Origin of the sequence: Acidovorax sp. Root267 (genome assembly GCF_001429215.1) — a bacterium.
Classification (GTDB): Bacteria; Pseudomonadota; Gammaproteobacteria; order Burkholderiales; family Burkholderiaceae_C; genus Acidovorax; species Acidovorax radicis.
The window spans coordinates 206,693-224,589 of sequence record NZ_LMJC01000030.1; the positions used below are offsets into that span (position 1 = coordinate 206,693).

Annotated in this window: 17 protein-coding genes; 2 read left to right on the forward strand and 15 right to left on the reverse strand. The window is 65.9% G+C overall.

All coding sequences use genetic code 11. From position 1 onward, the window contains the following. Positions 1-32: 32 nt before the first annotated feature. Positions 33-770 (reverse strand): endonuclease/exonuclease/phosphatase family protein, encoded by a 738-nt coding sequence (locus ASE39_RS19570; protein WP_010461924.1) that lies wholly within the window; start codon positions 768-770, stop codon positions 33-35. Between the two features lie 120 nt (positions 771-890). On the opposite strand from ASE39_RS19570, the gene ASE39_RS19575 reads away from it, so the two are divergent. Further along, the gene (locus tag ASE39_RS19575; RefSeq protein ID WP_057272238.1) at positions 891-2,642 is read left to right on the forward strand and encodes a tetratricopeptide repeat-containing response regulator; all 1,752 of its coding nucleotides are present in this window, start codon (positions 891-893) and stop codon (positions 2,640-2,642) included. 34 nt (positions 2,643-2,676) lie between these two features. Here the strand turns inward: ASE39_RS19575 and ASE39_RS19580 are convergent, their stop codons facing one another. The 6 genes from ASE39_RS19580 to ASE39_RS19605 are packed head-to-tail and all read right to left on the reverse strand — an operon-like array spanning position 2,677 to position 8,724. After that, positions 2,677-3,525: an aldolase/citrate lyase family protein gene (locus ASE39_RS19580; RefSeq protein ID WP_057272239.1), complete on the reverse strand. Its 849-nt coding sequence runs from the start codon at positions 3,523-3,525 to the stop codon at positions 2,677-2,679. 10 nt (positions 3,526-3,535) lie between these two features. Continuing rightward, complete coding sequence (gene hpaH / locus ASE39_RS19585; RefSeq protein WP_057272240.1) at positions 3,536-4,351, reverse strand: 2-oxo-hept-4-ene-1,7-dioate hydratase; 816 nt, start codon at positions 4,349-4,351, stop codon at positions 3,536-3,538. Positions 4,352-4,361: 10 nt separating this feature from the next. Continuing rightward, positions 4,362-5,357 carry a Bug family tripartite tricarboxylate transporter substrate binding protein gene (locus tag ASE39_RS19590; protein ID WP_057272241.1) on the reverse strand — a complete coding sequence of 332 codons (996 nt, stop codon included), beginning with the start codon at positions 5,355-5,357 and terminating at the stop codon, positions 4,362-4,364. Between the two features lie 27 nt (positions 5,358-5,384). Beyond that, positions 5,385-6,329 carry a fumarylacetoacetate hydrolase family protein gene (locus ASE39_RS19595; RefSeq protein ID WP_057272242.1) on the reverse strand — a complete coding sequence of 315 codons (945 nt, stop codon included), beginning with the start codon at positions 6,327-6,329 and terminating at the stop codon, positions 5,385-5,387. Beyond that, positions 6,326-7,225, reverse strand: coding sequence for an extradiol ring-cleavage dioxygenase (locus ASE39_RS19600; RefSeq protein ID WP_057272243.1), 900 nt, complete (start codon positions 7,223-7,225; stop codon positions 6,326-6,328). Before ASE39_RS19600 ends, ASE39_RS19595 begins: the two co-directional genes overlap by 4 nt. 23 nt (positions 7,226-7,248) lie before the next feature. Next, a complete protein-coding gene (locus ASE39_RS19605) occupies positions 7,249-8,724 on the reverse strand; it encodes an aldehyde dehydrogenase family protein (protein ID WP_057272244.1) in 1,476 nt (491 codons plus the stop codon). 155 nt (positions 8,725-8,879) lie between these two features. Here ASE39_RS19605 and ASE39_RS19610 point away from each other — a divergent pair, with 155 nt between their 5' ends. Continuing rightward, entirely contained in the window at positions 8,880-9,785 is a 906-nt protein-coding gene (locus ASE39_RS19610; protein WP_057272245.1) for a LysR family transcriptional regulator, read from the forward strand. A gap of 48 nt (positions 9,786-9,833) precedes the next feature. On the opposite strand, the gene nudB is transcribed toward ASE39_RS19610, so the two are convergent. From nudB to ASE39_RS19650, 8 genes are all read right to left on the reverse strand, one after another. After that, positions 9,834-10,298 carry a dihydroneopterin triphosphate diphosphatase gene (nudB, locus tag ASE39_RS19615; RefSeq protein WP_010461940.1) on the reverse strand — a complete coding sequence of 155 codons (465 nt, stop codon included), beginning with the start codon at positions 10,296-10,298 and terminating at the stop codon, positions 9,834-9,836. Between the two features lie 7 nt (positions 10,299-10,305). Continuing rightward, positions 10,306-11,124: a CsgG/HfaB family protein gene (locus tag ASE39_RS19620; RefSeq protein WP_140426846.1), complete on the reverse strand. Its 819-nt coding sequence runs from the start codon at positions 11,122-11,124 to the stop codon at positions 10,306-10,308. A 146-nt stretch (positions 11,125-11,270) separates the two neighbouring features. Next, on the reverse strand, positions 11,271-13,073 hold the full coding sequence (gene aspS / locus ASE39_RS19625) for an aspartate--tRNA ligase (RefSeq protein ID WP_010461942.1): 1,803 nt from the start codon (positions 13,071-13,073) through the stop codon (positions 11,271-11,273). 41 nt (positions 13,074-13,114) lie between these two features. Beyond that, positions 13,115-13,738 (reverse strand): DUF502 domain-containing protein, encoded by a 624-nt coding sequence (locus ASE39_RS19630; RefSeq protein WP_010461944.1) that lies wholly within the window; start codon positions 13,736-13,738, stop codon positions 13,115-13,117. Between the two features lie 9 nt (positions 13,739-13,747). Further along, positions 13,748-14,092 (reverse strand): FmdB family zinc ribbon protein, encoded by a 345-nt coding sequence (locus tag ASE39_RS19635; protein WP_057272246.1) that lies wholly within the window; start codon positions 14,090-14,092, stop codon positions 13,748-13,750. Positions 14,093-14,155: 63 nt separating this feature from the next. After that, on the reverse strand, positions 14,156-15,601 hold the full coding sequence (locus ASE39_RS19640; protein WP_057272247.1) for a sodium:solute symporter family protein: 1,446 nt from the start codon (positions 15,599-15,601) through the stop codon (positions 14,156-14,158). Between the two features lie 97 nt (positions 15,602-15,698). Further along, positions 15,699-17,264, reverse strand: coding sequence for a ubiquinone biosynthesis regulatory protein kinase UbiB (gene ubiB, locus ASE39_RS19645; RefSeq protein ID WP_010461949.1), 1,566 nt, complete (start codon positions 17,262-17,264; stop codon positions 15,699-15,701). Continuing rightward, positions 17,261-17,872, reverse strand: coding sequence for a hypothetical protein (locus tag ASE39_RS19650; protein ID WP_057228833.1), 612 nt, complete (start codon positions 17,870-17,872; stop codon positions 17,261-17,263). Before ASE39_RS19650 ends, ubiB begins: the two co-directional genes overlap by 4 nt. Positions 17,873-17,897 lie beyond the last annotated feature (25 nt).

The following is a 17,897-nucleotide window of genomic DNA, read 5'->3' on the forward strand; positions in this document are numbered from 1 at the left end:
GGGGGAAGGCGCGAAGCGACTCAGGGGGGCGTTCAAAGCCTGAACTCCGCAATCAGCGGCAAATGGTCCGACATGCGCCACCAGATGCGACCGCGCGGCACGTGCAGCGACAGTGGCGTGAGGCCACGCACATACACATGGTCCAACTGGGCCAGCGGCAGCCGCGCGGGGTACGTGAAGGCACGGGGCGCATCAAACTCATGCAGTGCAAAACCGGCCAGCATGCGCTTGATCTGCAAGCCCCAGTCGTTGAAGTCGCCGGCCACCACCAGGGGCGCACCGGGCGGCACCTCGCGTTCAATGAAGCGCTGCAGGCGCTCGATCTGGCGGATGCGGCTGCCCGGGATCAGCCCCAGGTGCACCACGATCACATGGATGCGGCGGCCATGGGCGTCCACCTCCACATGCAGCAGCCCGCGCTGCTCGAAGCGGTGGTCCGAGATGTCCTCGTGCTGGTGGCCGATCACGGGCCAGCGTGACAGCAGGGCATTGCCGTGCTCGCCATGTTTGGTGATGGCGTTGGTGCGGTACACGGCCTCATAGCCCTCGGGGGCCAGGAATTCGGCCTGGGGCAGCTCGGGCCAGCGCTGAAAATACGCCTGTTCCCGCCGGTGGAGCTTGCGCACTTCCTGCAGGCAGACGATGTCGGCGTCGAGTTGCTCTACCGCCAGCCCCAGGTTGTGGATCTCCAGCCTGCGCGCCGGGCCGATGCCTTGTACGCCTTTGTGGATGTTGTAGGTGGCCACCCGCAGAATGTCGTCGTGTTGCATGGTCTGATTGTGTCGCAAGCCGCACTGGCTGCGGGTTTGTACGACGCTGCCAGGGGCACCAGCGCCTTACACTGGGTTACATCCACTCCCCCGCTCCAGCGAGACCGGTACACACCCTGAATGGCTACCGAGACCGTTCCATCTGCCGCCCCTGCGGTGCTGGCGCTCATTGTCGACAGCAACGCCACCTCACGCAGCATCCTCGTGGGCCAGCTGCGCGAGTACGGCGTGACCCGCATCGTGCAATGCAGCCGTGTGCAGGACGCACGCAACCGGCTGGAGCACACCGTGTTCGACTATGTGTTGTGCGAGCAATACTTTGGCGAAGGCGGCTACTCAGGCCAGACCTTGCTGGACGACCTGCGGCGCGCACAGCTCCTGCCGTTTTCCACCGTGTTTTTCATGGTCACGTCCGAGGCTTCGTATGCCGCCGTGGCCGAAGCCGCCGAATCCGCACTCGATGGCTACCTGCTCAAGCCGTTCACGCCCAGCGCGCTGTTCGAGCGCCTGAGCCTGGCACGTCTGCGCAAGATCCATCTGCGCCCAATTTTTGACGCCATCGAGGCCGAAGATTTCGAGCGGGCTGCCCGCCTGTGCGTGGCCCGCTTCGAGTCGCGCCAACCCTATTGGCTGTACGCCGCGCGCATTGGCTCCGAGTTGCTGCTGCGCCTGGGCCGCCACGACGAGGCCCGCACGCTGTTCGAGGCCGTGATCGCCGCCCGCGCGCTGCCCTGGGCCAAACTGGGCGTGGCGCGCGCGCAGATCGAATCGGGCCAGGCGGCACGCGCCGTGACCACCTTGCAGGAGCTGATTGGCGAAGATGCCTCGTTTGCCGATGCCTACGACGTGCTGGGCCGGGCGCAGGTGGAGCTGGGCAATTTCTCGCAGGCCATCGAAACCTACCGGACGGCCAGTGGCCTGACGCCGGATTCGGTGGTGCGCCTGCAGAAGCTGGGAATGATGTCGTACTACATGGGCGACCGCGAAACCGCCACCAAGGTGCTGGCACGGGCCGCCATCCTGGGCATCGACTCCAAGCTGTTTGACTTCCAGTCGCTGGTGCTGCTCACGTTCTCGTACTTTGCCGAGAGCGATCGCAAGGGCATCGAGCGCTGCATGGCCGACTTTGGCCGCATTCTGGAGCGGCACCAGGGTAGCGCCCGCGTGCAGCGCTTTGCCGAGGTGGCGCGCACGCTGCAGCTCATCCAGCAGCGGCAGTTCTCGCAGGCGGTGGAGTCGGTGCGCAGCATGGCACGCGAGATCACGTCCAGCAGCTTTGATTTCGAGGCCGCGTGCAACCTGGGCAGTCTGCTGGCGGTGCTGGCCGTCACGTCGATCGATCTGTCGGACAGCGAGGGTTGGGTGCGTGCGCTCGGCATGCGCTATGCCAACACGCGCGGCCTGACCGAACTGCTGGCCAATGCCTGCAACCTGCACACGCCCTACGGCGACCTGGTGCGCGAGTGCCTGCTCCACATCAACAAAACCGCCGAGGCCGCGATGGCCCAAAGCCTGCACGGAGACCCGACAGGCGCAGTCCATCATCTGCTGGCCCAGGCCGAGAAAACACTCAATTCCAAATTGGTGGACATGTCCCAGCAGGTACTGCTGCGCCACCGGGCACGCATGGCGTCGCCGGAACCGCTGCAGGAAGCCATCGACGCCTTGCGCGCCCGTGTGGGCAGCACGCCGGTGCGCGCCATCCTGGGGCAAGACAGCGAACGGAGGCCCGGCGGCGTGGTCATCCGTTCACGCAACGCGGCCGAGACGGGCCCCGCCACCAGGGCGTTGAGCGATGACGACCCCAGTGAGACTGACAGCACGGAGCCTGACGATCCGATGGACAGGCTCAGGCTGCGGCCATTGGGATAGGCACTCCGCCTCCATCGCCTGCCCACTGCCGCTTTCAGTACACGGCTGGCGGCGATGGCGCGGCAACGGACGGACCCAGGCACACCGGCCTGCCATAGCGCGCCGCCAGGTCGCGCGTGGCGGCCACCAGCACGCTCGTGTCCACCCCTACGGCCACGAAGACGGCGCCCAGCTCCAGGTAACGGCGTGCGAGCTTTTCATCGGCCATCAGGATACCGGGCGCCTTGCCTGCGGCCAGCACGCGGCGGATGCCGTCCTCGATGGCGGCCTGCACCGCGGGGTGGCCCGGGTTGCCCACATGACCCATGCTGGCCGACAGGTCGGCCGGGCCGAAGAAGACGCCATCCACGCCCGGCGTGCGGGCGATCGCATCCAGGTTCTCGATGGCGAGGGTGCTTTCGGCCTGCACCAGCAGGCACACCTGGGCATTGGCCTCCTTCGGGTAGCCGGGGTAGCGCATCCACTGCGAGGCGCGCGCCAGCCCGGCACCCATGCCACGGATGCCGCCCTGCCCGTCATCCTGCGGATAGCGCATGGCGCGCACCAGCTGAGCCGCCTGTTCGGGAGTGTCCACCATGGGCACCAGCAGGGTCTGCGCGCCGATGTCCAGGTACTGCTTGATCAGCGCCGTGTCGCCCACCGGCACCCGAGCCACTGGGTGCGGGCCGGAGCCCAGCATGGCGCGGGCGCTGGCGATGCCCTGCAGCTGCTCCAGCATGCGCGGGACGTCGTTGGGCGCATGCTCCCCGTCCAGCAGCAGCCAGTCGAAGCCCGCGCCCGCCACCAGCTCGGCCGCATAGCCGCTGGCCAGGCCAAACCACAGGCCGATCTGCGGCGTGCGCGCGGCCAGGGCCTGCTTGAAAGTGTTCACCGGTGTCTGCACAGCCCCTCCCTCAGACGAAACGGAACGCGATGTTGCCCAGCGGCCCATAGTCCGCATGGAAGGTGTCGCCCGCAGCAGCCGCCACGGGCCGCGTGAACGAGCCGCCCAGCACCACCTCGCCCGCCTTCAGCCCCTCGCCATAGGGCGCGAGCTTGTTGGCCAGCCAGGCCACCCCCGTGGCCGGGTGGTTGAGCACGGCGGCCGCCAGGCCCGACTCCTCGATCACCCCGTTCTTGTAAAGCAGCGCACCGCACCAGCGCAGGTCCACGGCATCGGGCCGCACGGGGCGCCCGCCGGTGACGATGCCAGCATTGGCCGCGTTGTCCGAGATGGTGTCGAAGACCTTGCGCATCACGCCGGTGTGGCGGTCGTGCTGCTCGATGCGCGCGTCGATGATCTCGATGGCGGGCACCACGTACTCGGTGGCGGCCAGCACGTCGAAGATGTTCACCGGGGGGCGCCCCGGCTCGCCGCGCAGCGGCTTGTTGAGCACGAAGGCCAGCTCCACCTCCACGCGCGGCAGGATGAAGCGCTGCACGGGGATGTCGCCGCCCTCGGCAAAAAACATGTCATCCAGCAGCGTGCCGAAGTCGGGCTCGGTGATCTGGCTGGCGACCTGCATGGCGCGAGAGGTCAGGCCGATCTTGTGGCCGCGCACCGTGCGCCCTTCGGCGATCTTCATCGCCACCCAGGCGCGCGAGATGGCATAGCCGTCCTGCACCGTCATGCCGGGGTGGCGCCTGGAGAAATGCTCCACCTGCACACGGGTCTTCTCGGCCTGGTGCAGTTCACGGGCCAGTTGCTGGATCAATGCGTCGTCGAGCATCGTGCGGGCCTCAGGATTCAGCGGTGAAGCCGATGGCCTTCACGATGGGGCCCCACTTGTCGCCGTCGGCCTTGAGCAGCGCCGCCAGCTCGGCCGGGCTCGACGAGCGCGCCTCCAGCCCCATGGCGGCCAGCCCGGCAACCACGTCCTTGTCGGCCAGCGCAGCGCGGATGGCGGCATTGGCCTTTTGCACCACCTCGGCCGGGGCCTTACCCGGAAGGAAAAAGCCGAACCACTCACCGTAGACCATGTCCTGCAAGCCCTGTTCGACCAGAGTGCTGACGCCCGGCACGAACTTGTTGCGCGTGGCGCCCGAGGTAGCGAGCACGCGCAGCTTGCCGCCCTGAAGGTGCGGCAAAAATTCGCCCACCGGCGCCAAGACGGCTGCGATCTGCCCGCCCAGCAGGTCCAGGATGGCGGGCTGCGAGCCCCGAAAGCCCACGTGGCGCATGTCCACCTTGCCCGCGCGGCTGATGAGTTCGCCCACGAAGTGCGGCACCGAGCCCGGTGCGGGCGAGCCGAAGTTCGCGCCCGTGGGGTTGGCCTTGCACCACTCCAGGAACTCGGGCACGGTCTTCACCGAGGCCGGCACCTGCGGGCCCACGGCAAAGCCCATGTCGAACACCACGCCCAGCGAGACGGGCGTCACGTCGGCCACCGGGTCGTAGGGCAGCTTCTTGTAGGTGTGGGGGTAGATGCCCAGCATGGACATTGGCGTGGCCAGCAGCGTGGCGCCGTCCGCCGGGGCGGCCTTGAGCGTGGTGATGGCGATCTGCCCGCCCGCGCCGGTCTTGTTCTCCACCACGGCCGATTTGGCGTAGCCGCCCGTGATCTGGGTGGCCACGCGGCGCGCCAGGGTGTCCACCGTGCCGCCGGCGGCAAAGCCGGCCAGGATCTTCACGGTGTCGAGTGCCTGGGCATGGGCCAGGAAGGGCATGCCGCCCGCCGCACTGGCAATGGCCCATTGCAAAGCATCGCGGCGCGACAGGGATGGGGAAAGGGTCATGGTTCGTCTCCTGTGTGTGGTTGTGAGTTACTTCTTCGCAGCCTGCCGGTAGTTGGCCTTGAGGTGCTCGGGCACGCGCTCGTCGAAGCCGCAGGCCACGCGCCGCACCTCGGGGCTGTCGGTGGGCTGGTGGCCCACGCCCAGGGCCGAGGCCCGCGGCGCGTCAATGGCGACCACGGTGCCCGCCAGGCGGCCCAGGCCGGTGATCTCGCACTCCACCAGGTCGCCCGGATCCACCGAGCGCGAGTGGCAAGGCGTGCCCATAAGGATCACGTCGCCCGGCACCAGGGTGATGTGGCGCGCGATGTCGGCCACCACGTAGTGCGGGCCCCAGATGGTCTCGTCGCCGATGTGCGCCTCCTGCACCACCAGGCCGTTGCGGTAGGTGCGCAGCGTCTGTTCGAACAGGTTCACGCCGCGCACGATGCCCGGGCCGATGGGCAGCAGCGTATCCGCGCCCTTCACGCGCAGCATGCTGCCCTGGTCGGTGTCGCGGTAGTTTTGCAGGCCCATGTCGAGCGCCGGGCAAAAGCCTTCGATGTAGTCCCACGCCTCGTCGGGCAGCACGTTGCGGCAGGTCTTGCCGATGACCACGGCGTATTCGCCCTCGTAGTTCAGGTACAGGCTGTCGGCGGGCTTGTGGATCTCGCAGCCATGGCCGTTGACCGAGGTCGGTGGCTTGGTGAAATAGGTCGGTGTCTCGGTCGGTTTGGGCTGGTTGCGCGTCTCGAAGCTGCGCGAGCTGTACGAGATGTGCACCGCGATGACCTTGCTGGGCGAGACCGGCGGCAGGTGCTGCACCGTGGCCGGGTCCACCACGCGGCCATCGTCCAGGCGAAGTTGCCCCTGCTGCGCGCCCTCTTCCACGAGGGTACCCCAGCAGGCGCTGCCGCCCACCAGCACGCGGCGGCGCTCCACGCGCGGGCCCCGCATCACGGCGGGCAGTTCGGTGATCGGGAATTCGAAGTTCATGCCGCCACCTCCAGCCTCCGGGCCGCTTCTTCGCCATCGAACCACATATGCACGTTGCCCGTGCCGCGTGCGTTCTCATAGGCCGACAAGGCCACGCCGCGCGCTCGGCAGTCCGCCCCACCCATGGCGCCCAGCATCTGCAGGTAGTGGGCGCCGAAGGCCTCCCAGGGCATCTTGCGGTACTCGTCCTGCCAGCGGTCGAGCACCCTATCGTGCCGACCCTGCTCCATGAGTGCGATGGCGCCCTTGTCACTCACGATGTTCTCGGGGCGCGAGACATTGCTCTCGTGGAAGATGCGCGGGTGCTTGGGCTTCCAGTCGATGGGGTTGAACTTGTGGCTCAGGGCACCCGATGCGAGCAGCAGCACGCGCAGGTCGCTGCGGCGCACGGCCTCGGCAATCGCTTCGCCCGACTTCAGGAAGTGGCGCCAGTCGCAGTTCTGGCACGAGCTCACGGTGACCACCGGCGTGTCGCTGCGCTCCAGGCGCAGCTGCTTGACCAGGTTGATGGTGGCGTACTGCTTGCCCAGGTCCGGGTGGTTGATGACGCGGTTGTAGCCTTTGTGCTCGCGCGAGACCGCCTCGATCTCCAGCGCCAGGTCGGGATGGCCGCGGTAGTCGTAAGGAACGCCGTGCAGGTACCAGGGCATCTCGTCCGAGATGAACATGCCCTGGTAGCGCGGAGCACCGTCCACCAAGTGGTAGCCGGTGGTGAACCAGTGCGAGTCGAAGATGATGGCCACATCGGGCCGGGCTTTCTCGATGCGCTCGCGCAGGCGCGCGTAGCCGGGGATCAGGTCCGAGTCGGCCCCCGCCCCCTGCAGCACGCGAAACTCTTCGCACTGCATCAGGCCGGGGTGGTGCGAGACGATGGCGGCGCCAACGATGCTTCCCATGGTGTGTGTCTCCTGTGAACTTGTTAGCGGTGGCTGAAGCTCGCGCGGAACGGCTTTTTGGGGACGACAACATCCTTGACGTCGCAGAAGAACTCGAAACTCCAGTCCCCGCCCTCGCGGCCCACGCCGCTGCGTTTGATGCCGCCGAAGGGCGCGGCCAGGTCACGGATGCCGAAGCTGTTGACCCAGATGAAGCCGGTGCGCACCTGCTGCGCCACGGCGCTGGCGTGTTCCGCTTGGCCGTAGCAGACGCCACCCAGGCCGTAGTCCGTGCCATTGGCCAGGGCAATGGCCTCCTCGTCGCTGTCGAAGGTTTGCAGCGTGAGCACCGGGCCGAAGACCTCGTTCTGCACGATCTCGCTGTCCTGGCGCACATCGGTGAGCAGCGTGGGCTGGTAATACTGCGCGCCGAAGGGGTGGTGCGCCCCGCCCCAGAGCAGCGTGGCGCCATCGGCCACGGCGCGCTGCACAAAACCGTGCACGCGCTCGACCTGGCGCGGGTGGATGATGGGCCCTACCTCGGTGGCATCCTCGCGCGGATCGCCCACGGTGAGCTTTTCCACATAGCCGCGCAGGGCCGCCACGAAGGCATCGTGCACCTTGCGGTGCACCAGGAAACGCGTGCCCGCCAGGCACACCTGGCCAGCGTTGCGGTACATCAGCGCGCCGGTGGCGGCAGCGTTGTCGATGTCGGCGTCTTCCAGCACGATGAAGGCCGATTTGCCGCCGAGCTCCAGGCTGCAGGGCACGAGGTTGGCGCCCGCAGACTGCGCGATCCACTTGGCCGTGGGCACCGAGCCGGTGAACGAGATACGCGCCAGGCGCGGGTCGCTGACCAGGCGCGCACCGGTGCTGGCGCCAGCGCCCTGCACGATGTTGAACACCCCGGGTGGCAGGCCGGCCGCGTGCGCGCAATCGGCCAGCAGGCTGCTGGTCAGCGGCGCCCATTCCGGCGGCTTGACGATGACGCAGTTGCCCGCGGCCAGGGCGGGGCCGAGCTTCCAGGTCGCCAGCATCAGCGGTGCGTTCCAGGGCGTGATGATGGCCACCACGCCGGCCGGGTCGTGGCGCACGAGGTGGGTCGCCTGCTCGGTCTCGATCGGGCGGTCCTGCAGCGTGAGCGCGTGCTCGGCGAACCAGGTGATGTTGAGCATGGCGCGCGGCACCACGCCGTGCTTCATGCGCGAGAGCAGCACGCCCGCATCGTTGGATTCGAGCGTGCAGAAGGCCTCGGCACGCTGGCCGATCTCGGCCGCGAAACGGTCGAGGTAGGGCTTGCGCTCGGCAGCCGTGAGCGCACTCCACGCCGGGAAGGCGCGCGCTGCGGCAGTAACAGCGGCATCCACATGCGCGGGAGAGCCCTCGCTGATGCGGCCCAGCAGCGCCTGGTCGACGGGCGAGTGCAGGTCGAAGCGCAGGTCCGACGCCACGCGCTGGCCGTCGATGTAGTGGTGGGGCGATACGGCGATGCCGGCGACGTTCAGGGTGTCGGTGCTCAAGGGGATTCTCCAATCAGACAACAGGGCGAGGCAGCCTTGCCCGTTCCGTCGCGAAGTATCTGCAGCGCTTTCCTTGACCACAATCAATGCTTTCTTCCGGATTGTGAAGATGGTCTAATGAATGGAACCACCCCAGCGACCCCACTGCGCCAGCCATGTCTCTGCCCCACTTCACGCCACGCCAACTCGAAGCCTTTGTCACCGTGGCCGAACTGCGCAGCTTCGCGGCCACCGCAGACCGTGTGGCACTCACCCCCTCGGCGGTAAGCCAGCTCGTGAGTGAGCTGGAAGACGCGCTCGGCTTCAAGCTGTTCGAGCGCAGCACACGCCGGGTGGACATCACCAGCGCCGGACGGGAGTTTCTCGCTTCGGCTGAGTCCGTGCTCAAGCACCTGCGCATGGCGCAGACGGCCGCCAGCGATGTGCGCAACCGCGCAGCAGGCATCGTGCGGATTGCCGCACCGCTGGTCGTGGCCAGCGTGATCCTGCCCAAGGCCATCAAGGCCTATGTGCAAAAACGACCCAAGGTGCGCATCCATATCCGCGACGTACCCGTGGAAAAACTCGTCGATGCGGTCGCCAGCGGCGACGCCGATTTGGCCCTGGGCCCGGATCGCGCTTGTGGTGACGATGTCACGCGCATCCAGCTGTTCGAGAGCCCCTGGGTGCTGTGGTGCGCACCCACCCATCCCCTGGCCCACAAGCGCAGCGTGACCTGGGACCAGCTGCACGCCTACCCGCTGGTGGCCGCGGGCCGGGACCACGAACGCAGCGTGGCGCAGATGCATACCGGCCTGCCCAGCGGGCAGCGGGTGACGCCGGTGGAGATCGTGGACAACATCTCCACCGCCATGGGCCTGGCTGCCGCCGATGTGGCTGCGACGCTGGCGCCCGACTATGTGGGCGCACTGGCCAAGCCACTGGGGCTGGTGCGCCGCCGCATCTTGTCGCCGGAGGTGATGCGCTACGTGTGCCTTTACAGCCCCGCGCGGCGCGCCACCTCGCCCGCGGCGGAAGGTTTTTCAGACCACCTTGTCAAAACCCTCACCAAGAACCCGTGAGCAACGGGTCCGGGTTGCGCGAAGTTGGGTAAAAACACGAAAGTCGTCCTACACAAAGCGGGGAAGCAGCAAGCAGGCCTCGGCATTGGAGGCCGAGAAACAGCGCTCGGCCGCACGCTGCCAAGGCAGCCATTCGAAATCATCGTGTTCGCGCGGACTCAGCACCACGGGCGTGCCTGCAGGCACACACAAGCCAAACACCCGCTCGCGGTTGCGCACAACCCCCGGTGCATAACGGTGCAGCCATTGCGGCCAGATGTCGTAGACATTCTCCAGCGCCCAGTCGGTCAGCACGCAGCCGGTAGCCTGCGCGTCAATGCCGGTTTCCTCAGCCACTTCGCGGCGCGCGGTTTCCTCAAAAGCTTCATCCAGTCGGTCCTTGCTGCCGGTGACGGACTGCCAATGCCCGTCCCCGCCTGTGCGGCGGATCAGCAGCACCTCCAGAGCCGGAGTGTGGATGACCACCAGCACCGACTCCGGAAGCTTGTAGGGCCGCTGCTGGGCTGCCGTCATGGCGCCGCTACCCGCCCTTGGAACGCGGGGCAGCCGTCGTGGTGGCAGGAACCGGCGGCGGCAACTCCTTGGCCTGCAGTGCCCTGACCTGCGCCACCAGCTGGTTGTGCGCATCCAGGAATGCTGCGGCGATGACCTTGCCTTCGTTGGTATTGCTCCACCCGGCCCCCGCGGCGCCCCCCAGCTTGCCGAACACAAGCCCACCCACGCCCAGGTCGGTGGTGCGCGCCGCCCCAGTGGCTGCCGCAACCTGCTCAGTCGTTTCGTTGTCGGACAGCAGCAAGGCCGTCTGCGCTTCCTTGAACTTGACCTGCTCCACCAGCCCCGCCAGACCGGCAACGTCTCGCAGTACCGGGATCATGGCGATCACCCCGGCCAGGCCGCGCCCGGCATCTTGCTCACTGAAAGTGAGGCTGGGTGTCAGCGTGTACTGCGCCTCATAGCCCTTGCCCTTGGACACGGTGGAGTTCTTGCGCAGCACGCCAGATTCCTTCAGGTCTTGTTCCTGAATGGTTCCGCGCAGCCCGGCCGAACGGTCCACCACCCGAAAACACCCACTTTGCTGGGCCAGCAGCTTGACCAGGGGCACCGGCGACGCCGGCAACTGGTAGCCCGAGCCCATGGTGTAGCCATTGGGATTCTCGGCCAGCGCCAGCGTGGCCACCGGGGCCTCGCAGCGCAGCAGTTCGCGCGCTGCGTTGTGTGCGCCTGCCGGTCCCGCCGAGCCCGTCACCACGGAGCCGCCCTGACCCAGTTCGGTTTTTTTCTCGCCGCAGCCCATAAGGGCCAGCAGCACCACACCCATCAGCAAGACAGGGGTTTTCATTGAAAGCATGGAGAGTTTCCTTTCAGCGCTTGCACCCTGGAGTCCAGAGCTCGCCAAGAAAAAAGCGGCGCGGGCCGCCAGGCCCTTGCCGCTTTGTAGTGCGATGCCACAGGAGTGCATCTGCCGGGTTCGGGGAAAGCCCCGGATCAAGCTGCCTTGACAGCGTCGATGTTGCGCAGGCGGATGTGCAGTTCGCGCAGCTGCTTTTCGTCCACGGGCGAAGGCGCCTGCGTGAGCAGATCCTGGGCGCGCTGGGTCTTGGGGAACGCGATCACATCGCGGATCGACTCTGCACCGGTCATCAGCGTGATCAGGCGGTCTAGGCCGAAAGCCAGGCCACCGTGTGGAGGCGCACCGTACTGCAGGGCATCGAGCAGGTAGCCGAACTTGGCCTGTGCGTCTTCGGGCGTGATCTTGAGTGCATCGAACACCTTCTTTTGCACATCGGCGCGGTGGATACGCACCGAACCGCCACCCAGCTCCCAGCCGTTGAGCACCATGTCGTAGGCCTTGGCGATGCATTTGCCAGGGTCTGTGTCCATCAGGTCCTCGTGGCCATCCTTTGGCGACGTGAAGGGGTGGTGCACGGCGGCCCAGCGGTCGTTTTCTTCGTCATGCTCGAACATCGGGAAGTCCACCACCCACAGCGGCGCCCAGCGGCTTTCGAACAGGCCGTTTTTCTTGCCGAATTCGCTGTGGCCGACCTTCAGGCGCAGCGCGCCGATGGAATCGTTGACGACCTTTTCCTTGTCGGCACCGAAGAACAGCAGGTCACCGTCTTGCGCGCCGGTGCGCTTCAGAATCTCGGCGATGGCCGCGTCGTGCAGGTTCTTCACGATGGGCGACTGCAGGCCCTCGCGGCCATTGGCCACTTCGTTGACCTTGATCCAGGCCAGGCCCTTGGCGCCGTAGATCTTCACGAACTCGGTGTACGCATCGATCTCGCCGCGCGAGATCTGCGAGCCACCGGGCACGCGCAGGGCCACCACACGGCCACCCTTGGTGGTGGCGGGGGCGGAGAAGACCTTGAAGTCCACGTCCTTCATCACTTCAGTCAGCTCGGTGAATTCGAGCTTCACACGCAGGTCAGGCTTGTCGGAGCCGAAGCGGAAAGCCGCTTCCTGGTACGTCATGATGGGGAATTCGCCCAGGTCGACACCCAACTGCTGCTGGAACACCTCAGCGATCATGCGCTGGAAGATCGCGCGGATCTCTTCCTCACCAAGGAACGAGGTCTCGCAGTCGATCTGCGTGAACTCGGGCTGGCGGTCGGCGCGCAGGTCTTCGTCGCGGAAGCACTTGGTGATCTGGTAGTAGCGGTCGTAGCCGGCCACCATCAGCATCTGCTTGTACAGCTGGGGCGACTGGGGCAGCGCGAAGAACTGGCCGTCGTGCACGCGGCTGGGCACCAGGTAGTCCCGCGCGCCTTCGGGCGTGCTCTTGCCCAGCATGGGCGTCTCGATGTCGATGAAGCCTTCCTTGTCCAGGAAGTTGCGCACCTGGATGGAGGTCTTGTAGCGCAGCATCATGTTGCGCTGCATGTGCGGGCGGCGCAGGTCCATCACGCGGTGCGTGAGGCGCGTGGTTTCCGACAGGTTTTCGTCGTCCATCTGGAACGGAGGCGTGACCGATGGGTTAAGCACGTTCAGCTCGTGGCACAGCACTTCGATCTGGCCGCTCTTGAGCTTGTCGTTGGTGGTGCCGTCGGGACGGGGGCGCACCAGGCCCACCACCTGCACGCAGAACTCGTTGCGCACGTCTTCGGCGGTCTTGAACATCTCGGCACGGTCCGGATCGCACACCACCTGCACATAGCCTTCGCGGTCACGCAGGTCGATGAAGATCACGCCGCCATGGTCGCGGCGGCGGTTCACCCAGCCCGACAGGGTGACGGTTTGGCCCATCAGGGCTTCGGTCACAAGACCGCAATAGTGGGAACGCATGGCCATGGCAGAAACTTCCGGCGCCCGGGGGGCGCATTAAAAGGGATTCACTTACCCGGAGAAATGAGCGTGGGGTCCGCCGGAGCGACCACACCCATCGAAACGATGTATTTGAGGGCTGAGTCCACGCTCATGTCGAGCTCGACGCAGTCGCTCTTGCGCAGCATCACGAAATAGCCGCCTGTGGGGTTGGGCGTGGTGGGCACATACACACTCACGAACTCGTCACGCAGATAGGCGGCCACCTCGCCGTTGGGCGCCCCGGTGACGAAGGCCACGGTCCAGACACCCTCGCGCGGCCACTGCACCAGCACCGCCTTGCGAAAGGCGTTGCCGCTTTCGGAGAACAGCGTATCGGAGACCTGCTTGACACTGGAATAGATGGAGCGCACCACGGGGATGCGGTGCACCACCGCATCGCCCCACTGCACCAGCTTGCGGCCGGCGAAGTTGCTGGCGATGGCGCCCACCACCAGCAGGATCAGCAGAGTGAGCACCACACCAAAGCCGGGCACGTGGACGCCCAGCAGCTTGTCGGGATGCCATGCGCCCGGCAGGATTTGCAGGGTCTGGTCCAGGGTGCTCACAATCCAGTTGAGCACCCACGCCGTGATGACTCCCGGCACGATCACCAGAAGACCTGTCAACAGCCATTTGCGCAGGGCAGCCATGAGGGTGACTCAGCTCGCGGAGGGGGTTGAAGAGGCAGAACTGCCGCCAGCGCTTGATGCACCGACACTAGGCGCTTCTTTTTTAGGAGCATCACCAGAACTGGCAGGTGCCGCAGCGTCGGCTTTCGGCTCTGCCTTGCTGTCGGTCGCGGGGGCAGAATTGCCGCTGCTGCCACCGCGAAAATCGGTCACGTACCAGCCCGAGCCCTTGAGCTGGAAGCCCGCCGCAGTGACTTGCTTGGAAAATGCCTCCGCACCGCAGGCGGGGCACACCGTCAGGGGCGCGTCGGAGATTTTTTGCAGCACATCCTTGGCATGGCCGCAGGAGCCGCATTTGTAGGCGTAGATAGGCATGTCAGAGTGTTGAGGGAAAGTGCAAAACCCTCAATTATAGGCGGCACGCCCATCTCCACAGCGTTACTCCGTCCCGACCAGCTTGTGATGGGATGCGTGGCTGTTGCGGATGGCCTGCGGGCCCAACGAGCCGATCAGCATGCCCGCCAGCGCCGCGAGCAGGCCTGCCAGCTGCGCGGGGAAGACAACACCGGCAGGCGTTGCCAGGAACAGCAACCAGGTCACCAGCCCCAGCACGATGGCAAATATGGCCCCTTGGGTGGTGGCACGTTTCCAGTAGAGACCAAAAACCAGGGGCACAAAGGCGCCCACGAGCGGCACCTGGTAGGCGCCTGACACCAGTTCGTAGATCGACGTGCCCTGCATGTAGATGGCATACGCCAACACGCAGGCGCTGAACACCAGGGTGGTGATGCGCATGGTCCGCAGATGCTGCTTGTCAGAGCTGTGCGGGCGAAACTGCCGCCAGATGTTCTCCGTGAAGGTCACGCTGGGCGCCAGCAGCGTGGCCGAGGCCGTGGACTTGAGCGCCGACAGCAGTGCACCAAAAAACAGCACCTGCATCACAAACGGCATCTTCTCCAGCACCAACGTGGGCAGCACCTTTTGCGGATCGTCCTTGAGCAGCGCGGCTGTCTCGGTGGGCATGATGATGAGCGCACTGGCCACCAGGAACATGGGCACGAAGGCGAACAGGATGTAGCAGATGCCGCCAATCACCGGGCCGCGCGTGGCCGCCTGGATGTTGTTGGCCGACATGACACGCTGGAATACGTCCTGCTGCGGGATGGAGCCAAACATCATGGTCACGCCCGCTGCAATGAAGAAAACCACGTCATGGAACTTGGGCTCGGGCAGGAAGCGGAACAACTCGCGGCTGGATGCGAATTCGATGACCTTGCCAGCGCCGCCGGCCATGCTGCCCGCGAACACGGCAATCACAGCCAGCCCCACCACCAGAATGATCATCTGGATGAAGTCCGTCACCGCCACCGACCACATGCCGCCAAACAACGTGTACGCCAGGATGGACACCACACCGATGGTCATGCCCATGGGAATACTGATAGAGCCGCCCGAAAGCAGGTTGAACACCAGGCCCAGCGCAGTGACCTGGGCCGAGACCCAGCCCAGATAGCTGAGCATGATGATGAGCGAGCAGACGACCTCCACCGTGCGGCCGTAGCGCTCCCGGTAGTAATCGCTGATGGTCAGCAGCGTCATGCGGTAAAGCTTGCCCGCAAAGAACAGGCCCACCAGGATCAGGCAGAAGCCGGCGCCGAATGGATCTTCCACGACATTGCCAAGGCCGCCCTCGATGAACTTGGCCGGAATGCCCAGCACCGTTTCCGAACCGAACCACGTGGCAAACGTGGTGGTGATGATCATGTACAGCGGCAGATGCCGCCCGGCGATGGCGAAGTCCGCCGCGTTCTTCACGCGCCGGGCTGCCAGCAGACCGATACCAATCGTGATCAGGAGGTAAACGATAACCAGGGTCAACAGCACGGCGCGCTCCTCTCTCTTTGTCTCAATTTATCTGGTGTGAAGAAATGAAATCTGTCAGTTTGGCGTTCCTGTTCAAGAACGCTGGGTCGGCAGACTTCTAAAACAGCCGGATTCTGACCAGCAGCTGCATGACCAGCAATCCCAGCACAAACCCGACCCCAGCAAAAATGATGCCTTGCAACAGGCGATTGGTGCGTTTTTGCGCATCCAGCAGTTCGCGCAGAGCGTGCTGGTGGTCGGCCGGGCGCTGCCGCAGCGCGTCATACAGCAGGCGTGGCAGCTCGGGGATCAGTTTGGCATAGTGGGGAGCCTCCGCCCGCAGCTCACGCCACAGGCGCTGCGGCCCCATCTGCTCCAGCATCCACTTCTCCAGGAACGGCTTGGCCGTGCTCCACAAGTCGAGCTCCGGGTCCAGCTCGCGGCCCAGGCCTTCGATGTTGAGCAGCGTCTTTTGCAGCAGTACCAGCTGCGGCTGGATCTCCACATGGAAGCGCCGCGAGGTCTGGAACAGGCGCATCAGCACCATGCCGAGCGAAATTTCCTTCAACGGCCGGTCGAAGTACGGTTCGCACACGGCGCGGATGGCCGATTCGAGGTCGTTCACCCGCGTTTCGGGCGGCACCCAGCCGCTTTCGATGTGCAGCTCGGCCACGCGCTTGTAGTCGCGCCGGAAGAACGCCACGAAGTTCTGTGCCAGATACTCTTTGTCAGACTCGGTGAGCGTGCCCACGATGCCGAAGTCCAGCGAGATATAGCGCCCGAAGGTGGCGGGGTCCAGGCTCACCTGGATGTTGCCGGGGTGCATGTCGGCATGAAAGAAGCCGTCGCGGAACACCTGGGTGAAGAAGATGGTGACACCGTCGCGCGCCAGCTTGGGGATGTCCACGCCCGCGTCGCGCAAGCGGTCCATCTGGCTGATGGGCACACCGTTCATGCGCTGCATCACCATGACCTCCGGGTGACAGAAGTCCCACAGGATCTCCGGGATCAGCACCAGGTCCAGCCCCTGCATGTTGCGGCGCAGTTGGGCGGCGTTGGCAGCCTCGCGCACCAGGTCCAGCTCGTCGTGCAGGTAGTTGTCAAACTCGGCGACCACTTCGCGGGGCTTGAGGCGCTTGCCATCGGCTGACAGGTTCTCCACCCACCCGGCCATCATGCGCATGAGGCCCAGGTCTTTCTCGATCACGGGCAGCATGCCCGGGCGCAGCACCTTGACCGCCACCTCGCGCTCGATGCCGTTGCGGTCGCGCAGCGTGGCGAAATGCACCTGTGCAATCGACGCGCTGGCCACCGGCACACGTTCAAAGGAAGTGAAGACTTCATCCACCGGACGGCGGAATGCCCGCTCGATGGTGGCCATCGCAATTTCCGGGTCGAACGGGGGCACGCGGTCCTGCAGCCGGGCCAGCTCGTCGGCCACATCTGGTGGAAGGAGGTCGCGGCGCGTCGAAAGCACCTGGCCGAACTTGACGAAGATGGGCCCCAGGCGCTCCAGCGCCAGGCGCAGCCGCTGGCCGCGTGGTGCATCCAGGTTGCGCCCGAACGACAGGACCCGTGATGCCGAGCGCAGCCAGGGTTTCTGGAAGCTGTCCAGCACCATGGCATCCAGGCCGTACCGGAACACCACCCAAAGGATGGCGCCCCCCCGGAGGAACTGCTTCATGCCCCCGCCCGCTCGGATCCGCCGTTCGGCGCAGCTGGCGTGGCAGGCTCGGGGGGCACGGGCACCAAGGCCGACGACGATGGTGCCACGCGTGCGCCCACAAACTGGCGCAGCGCCTGCGCGGCGCGGCGCGCAACCTGCGCCACGGTATGGGCAGGGGCGTCGCCCATCACGCGTGCGAGGTCTTCCTCGACATCCCAACGCACATGGTCGACCAGCCAGTTGATCTCGGCGGCCAACTGCACATCGCCTTCGATGCGGATGGAGGGCTTGTCACCCCGCAGCGCGGTCTGGGCCAGCGCGAAGGGAGAGGTCTCGGTCACTTCCAGCCGCAGATCGGCCACGGCGGCCTCCGGCGCGAGATTGAACAGCCCGGCCGGTGTGATGGCCAGGGCCATCGAATAGGCGCGCCACTGTACGCGGGCGATGCTGCCCTTCTGGCGCACCAGACGGTCCATCGCCTCTTTTTCCTGCATCAGCACGTGGTTGAGGAACAGCACGATCCGCTGCTGCATCTCGTGCACGAGCCATTGGGGGGGCTGGGGGCCGGCGGCCACGCGCTCAAAGAGGCCGTCCAGAAACGAAAAAGGGGACTGTGGTGTTGCCATAGTCCCCGATTATTCCCTGAACTGG

Bases quoted from the DNA above. Each gene is read 5' to 3' on its own strand.
- ASE39_RS19570 (WP_010461924.1), bottom strand. From the start codon at position 770: ATGCAACACGACGACATTCTGCGGGTGGCCACCTACAACATCCACAAA.
- ASE39_RS19575 (WP_057272238.1), top strand. From the start codon at position 891: ATGGCTACCGAGACCGTTCCATCTGCCGCCCCTGCGGTGCTGGCGCTC.
- hpaH (WP_057272240.1), bottom strand. From the start codon at position 4,351: ATGCTCGACGACGCATTGATCCAGCAACTGGCCCGTGAACTGCACCAG.
- ASE39_RS19590 (WP_057272241.1), bottom strand. From the start codon at position 5,357: ATGACCCTTTCCCCATCCCTGTCGCGCCGCGATGCTTTGCAATGGGCC.
- ASE39_RS19595 (WP_057272242.1), bottom strand. From the start codon at position 6,329: ATGAACTTCGAATTCCCGATCACCGAACTGCCCGCCGTGATGCGGGGC.
- ASE39_RS19600 (WP_057272243.1), bottom strand. From the start codon at position 7,225: ATGGGAAGCATCGTTGGCGCCGCCATCGTCTCGCACCACCCCGGCCTG.
- ASE39_RS19610 (WP_057272245.1), top strand. From the start codon at position 8,880: ATGTCTCTGCCCCACTTCACGCCACGCCAACTCGAAGCCTTTGTCACC.
- nudB (WP_010461940.1), bottom strand. From the start codon at position 10,298: ATGACGGCAGCCCAGCAGCGGCCCTACAAGCTTCCGGAGTCGGTGCTG.
- ASE39_RS19620 (WP_140426846.1), bottom strand. From the start codon at position 11,124: ATGAAAACCCCTGTCTTGCTGATGGGTGTGGTGCTGCTGGCCCTTATG.
- aspS (WP_010461942.1), bottom strand. From the start codon at position 13,073: ATGGCCATGCGTTCCCACTATTGCGGTCTTGTGACCGAAGCCCTGATG.
- ASE39_RS19630 (WP_010461944.1), bottom strand. From the start codon at position 13,738: ATGGCTGCCCTGCGCAAATGGCTGTTGACAGGTCTTCTGGTGATCGTG.
- ASE39_RS19635 (WP_057272246.1), bottom strand. From the start codon at position 14,092: ATGCCTATCTACGCCTACAAATGCGGCTCCTGCGGCCATGCCAAGGAT.
- ubiB (WP_010461949.1), bottom strand. From the start codon at position 17,264: ATGAAGCAGTTCCTCCGGGGGGGCGCCATCCTTTGGGTGGTGTTCCGG.
- ASE39_RS19650 (WP_057228833.1), bottom strand. From the start codon at position 17,872: ATGGCAACACCACAGTCCCCTTTTTCGTTTCTGGACGGCCTCTTTGAG.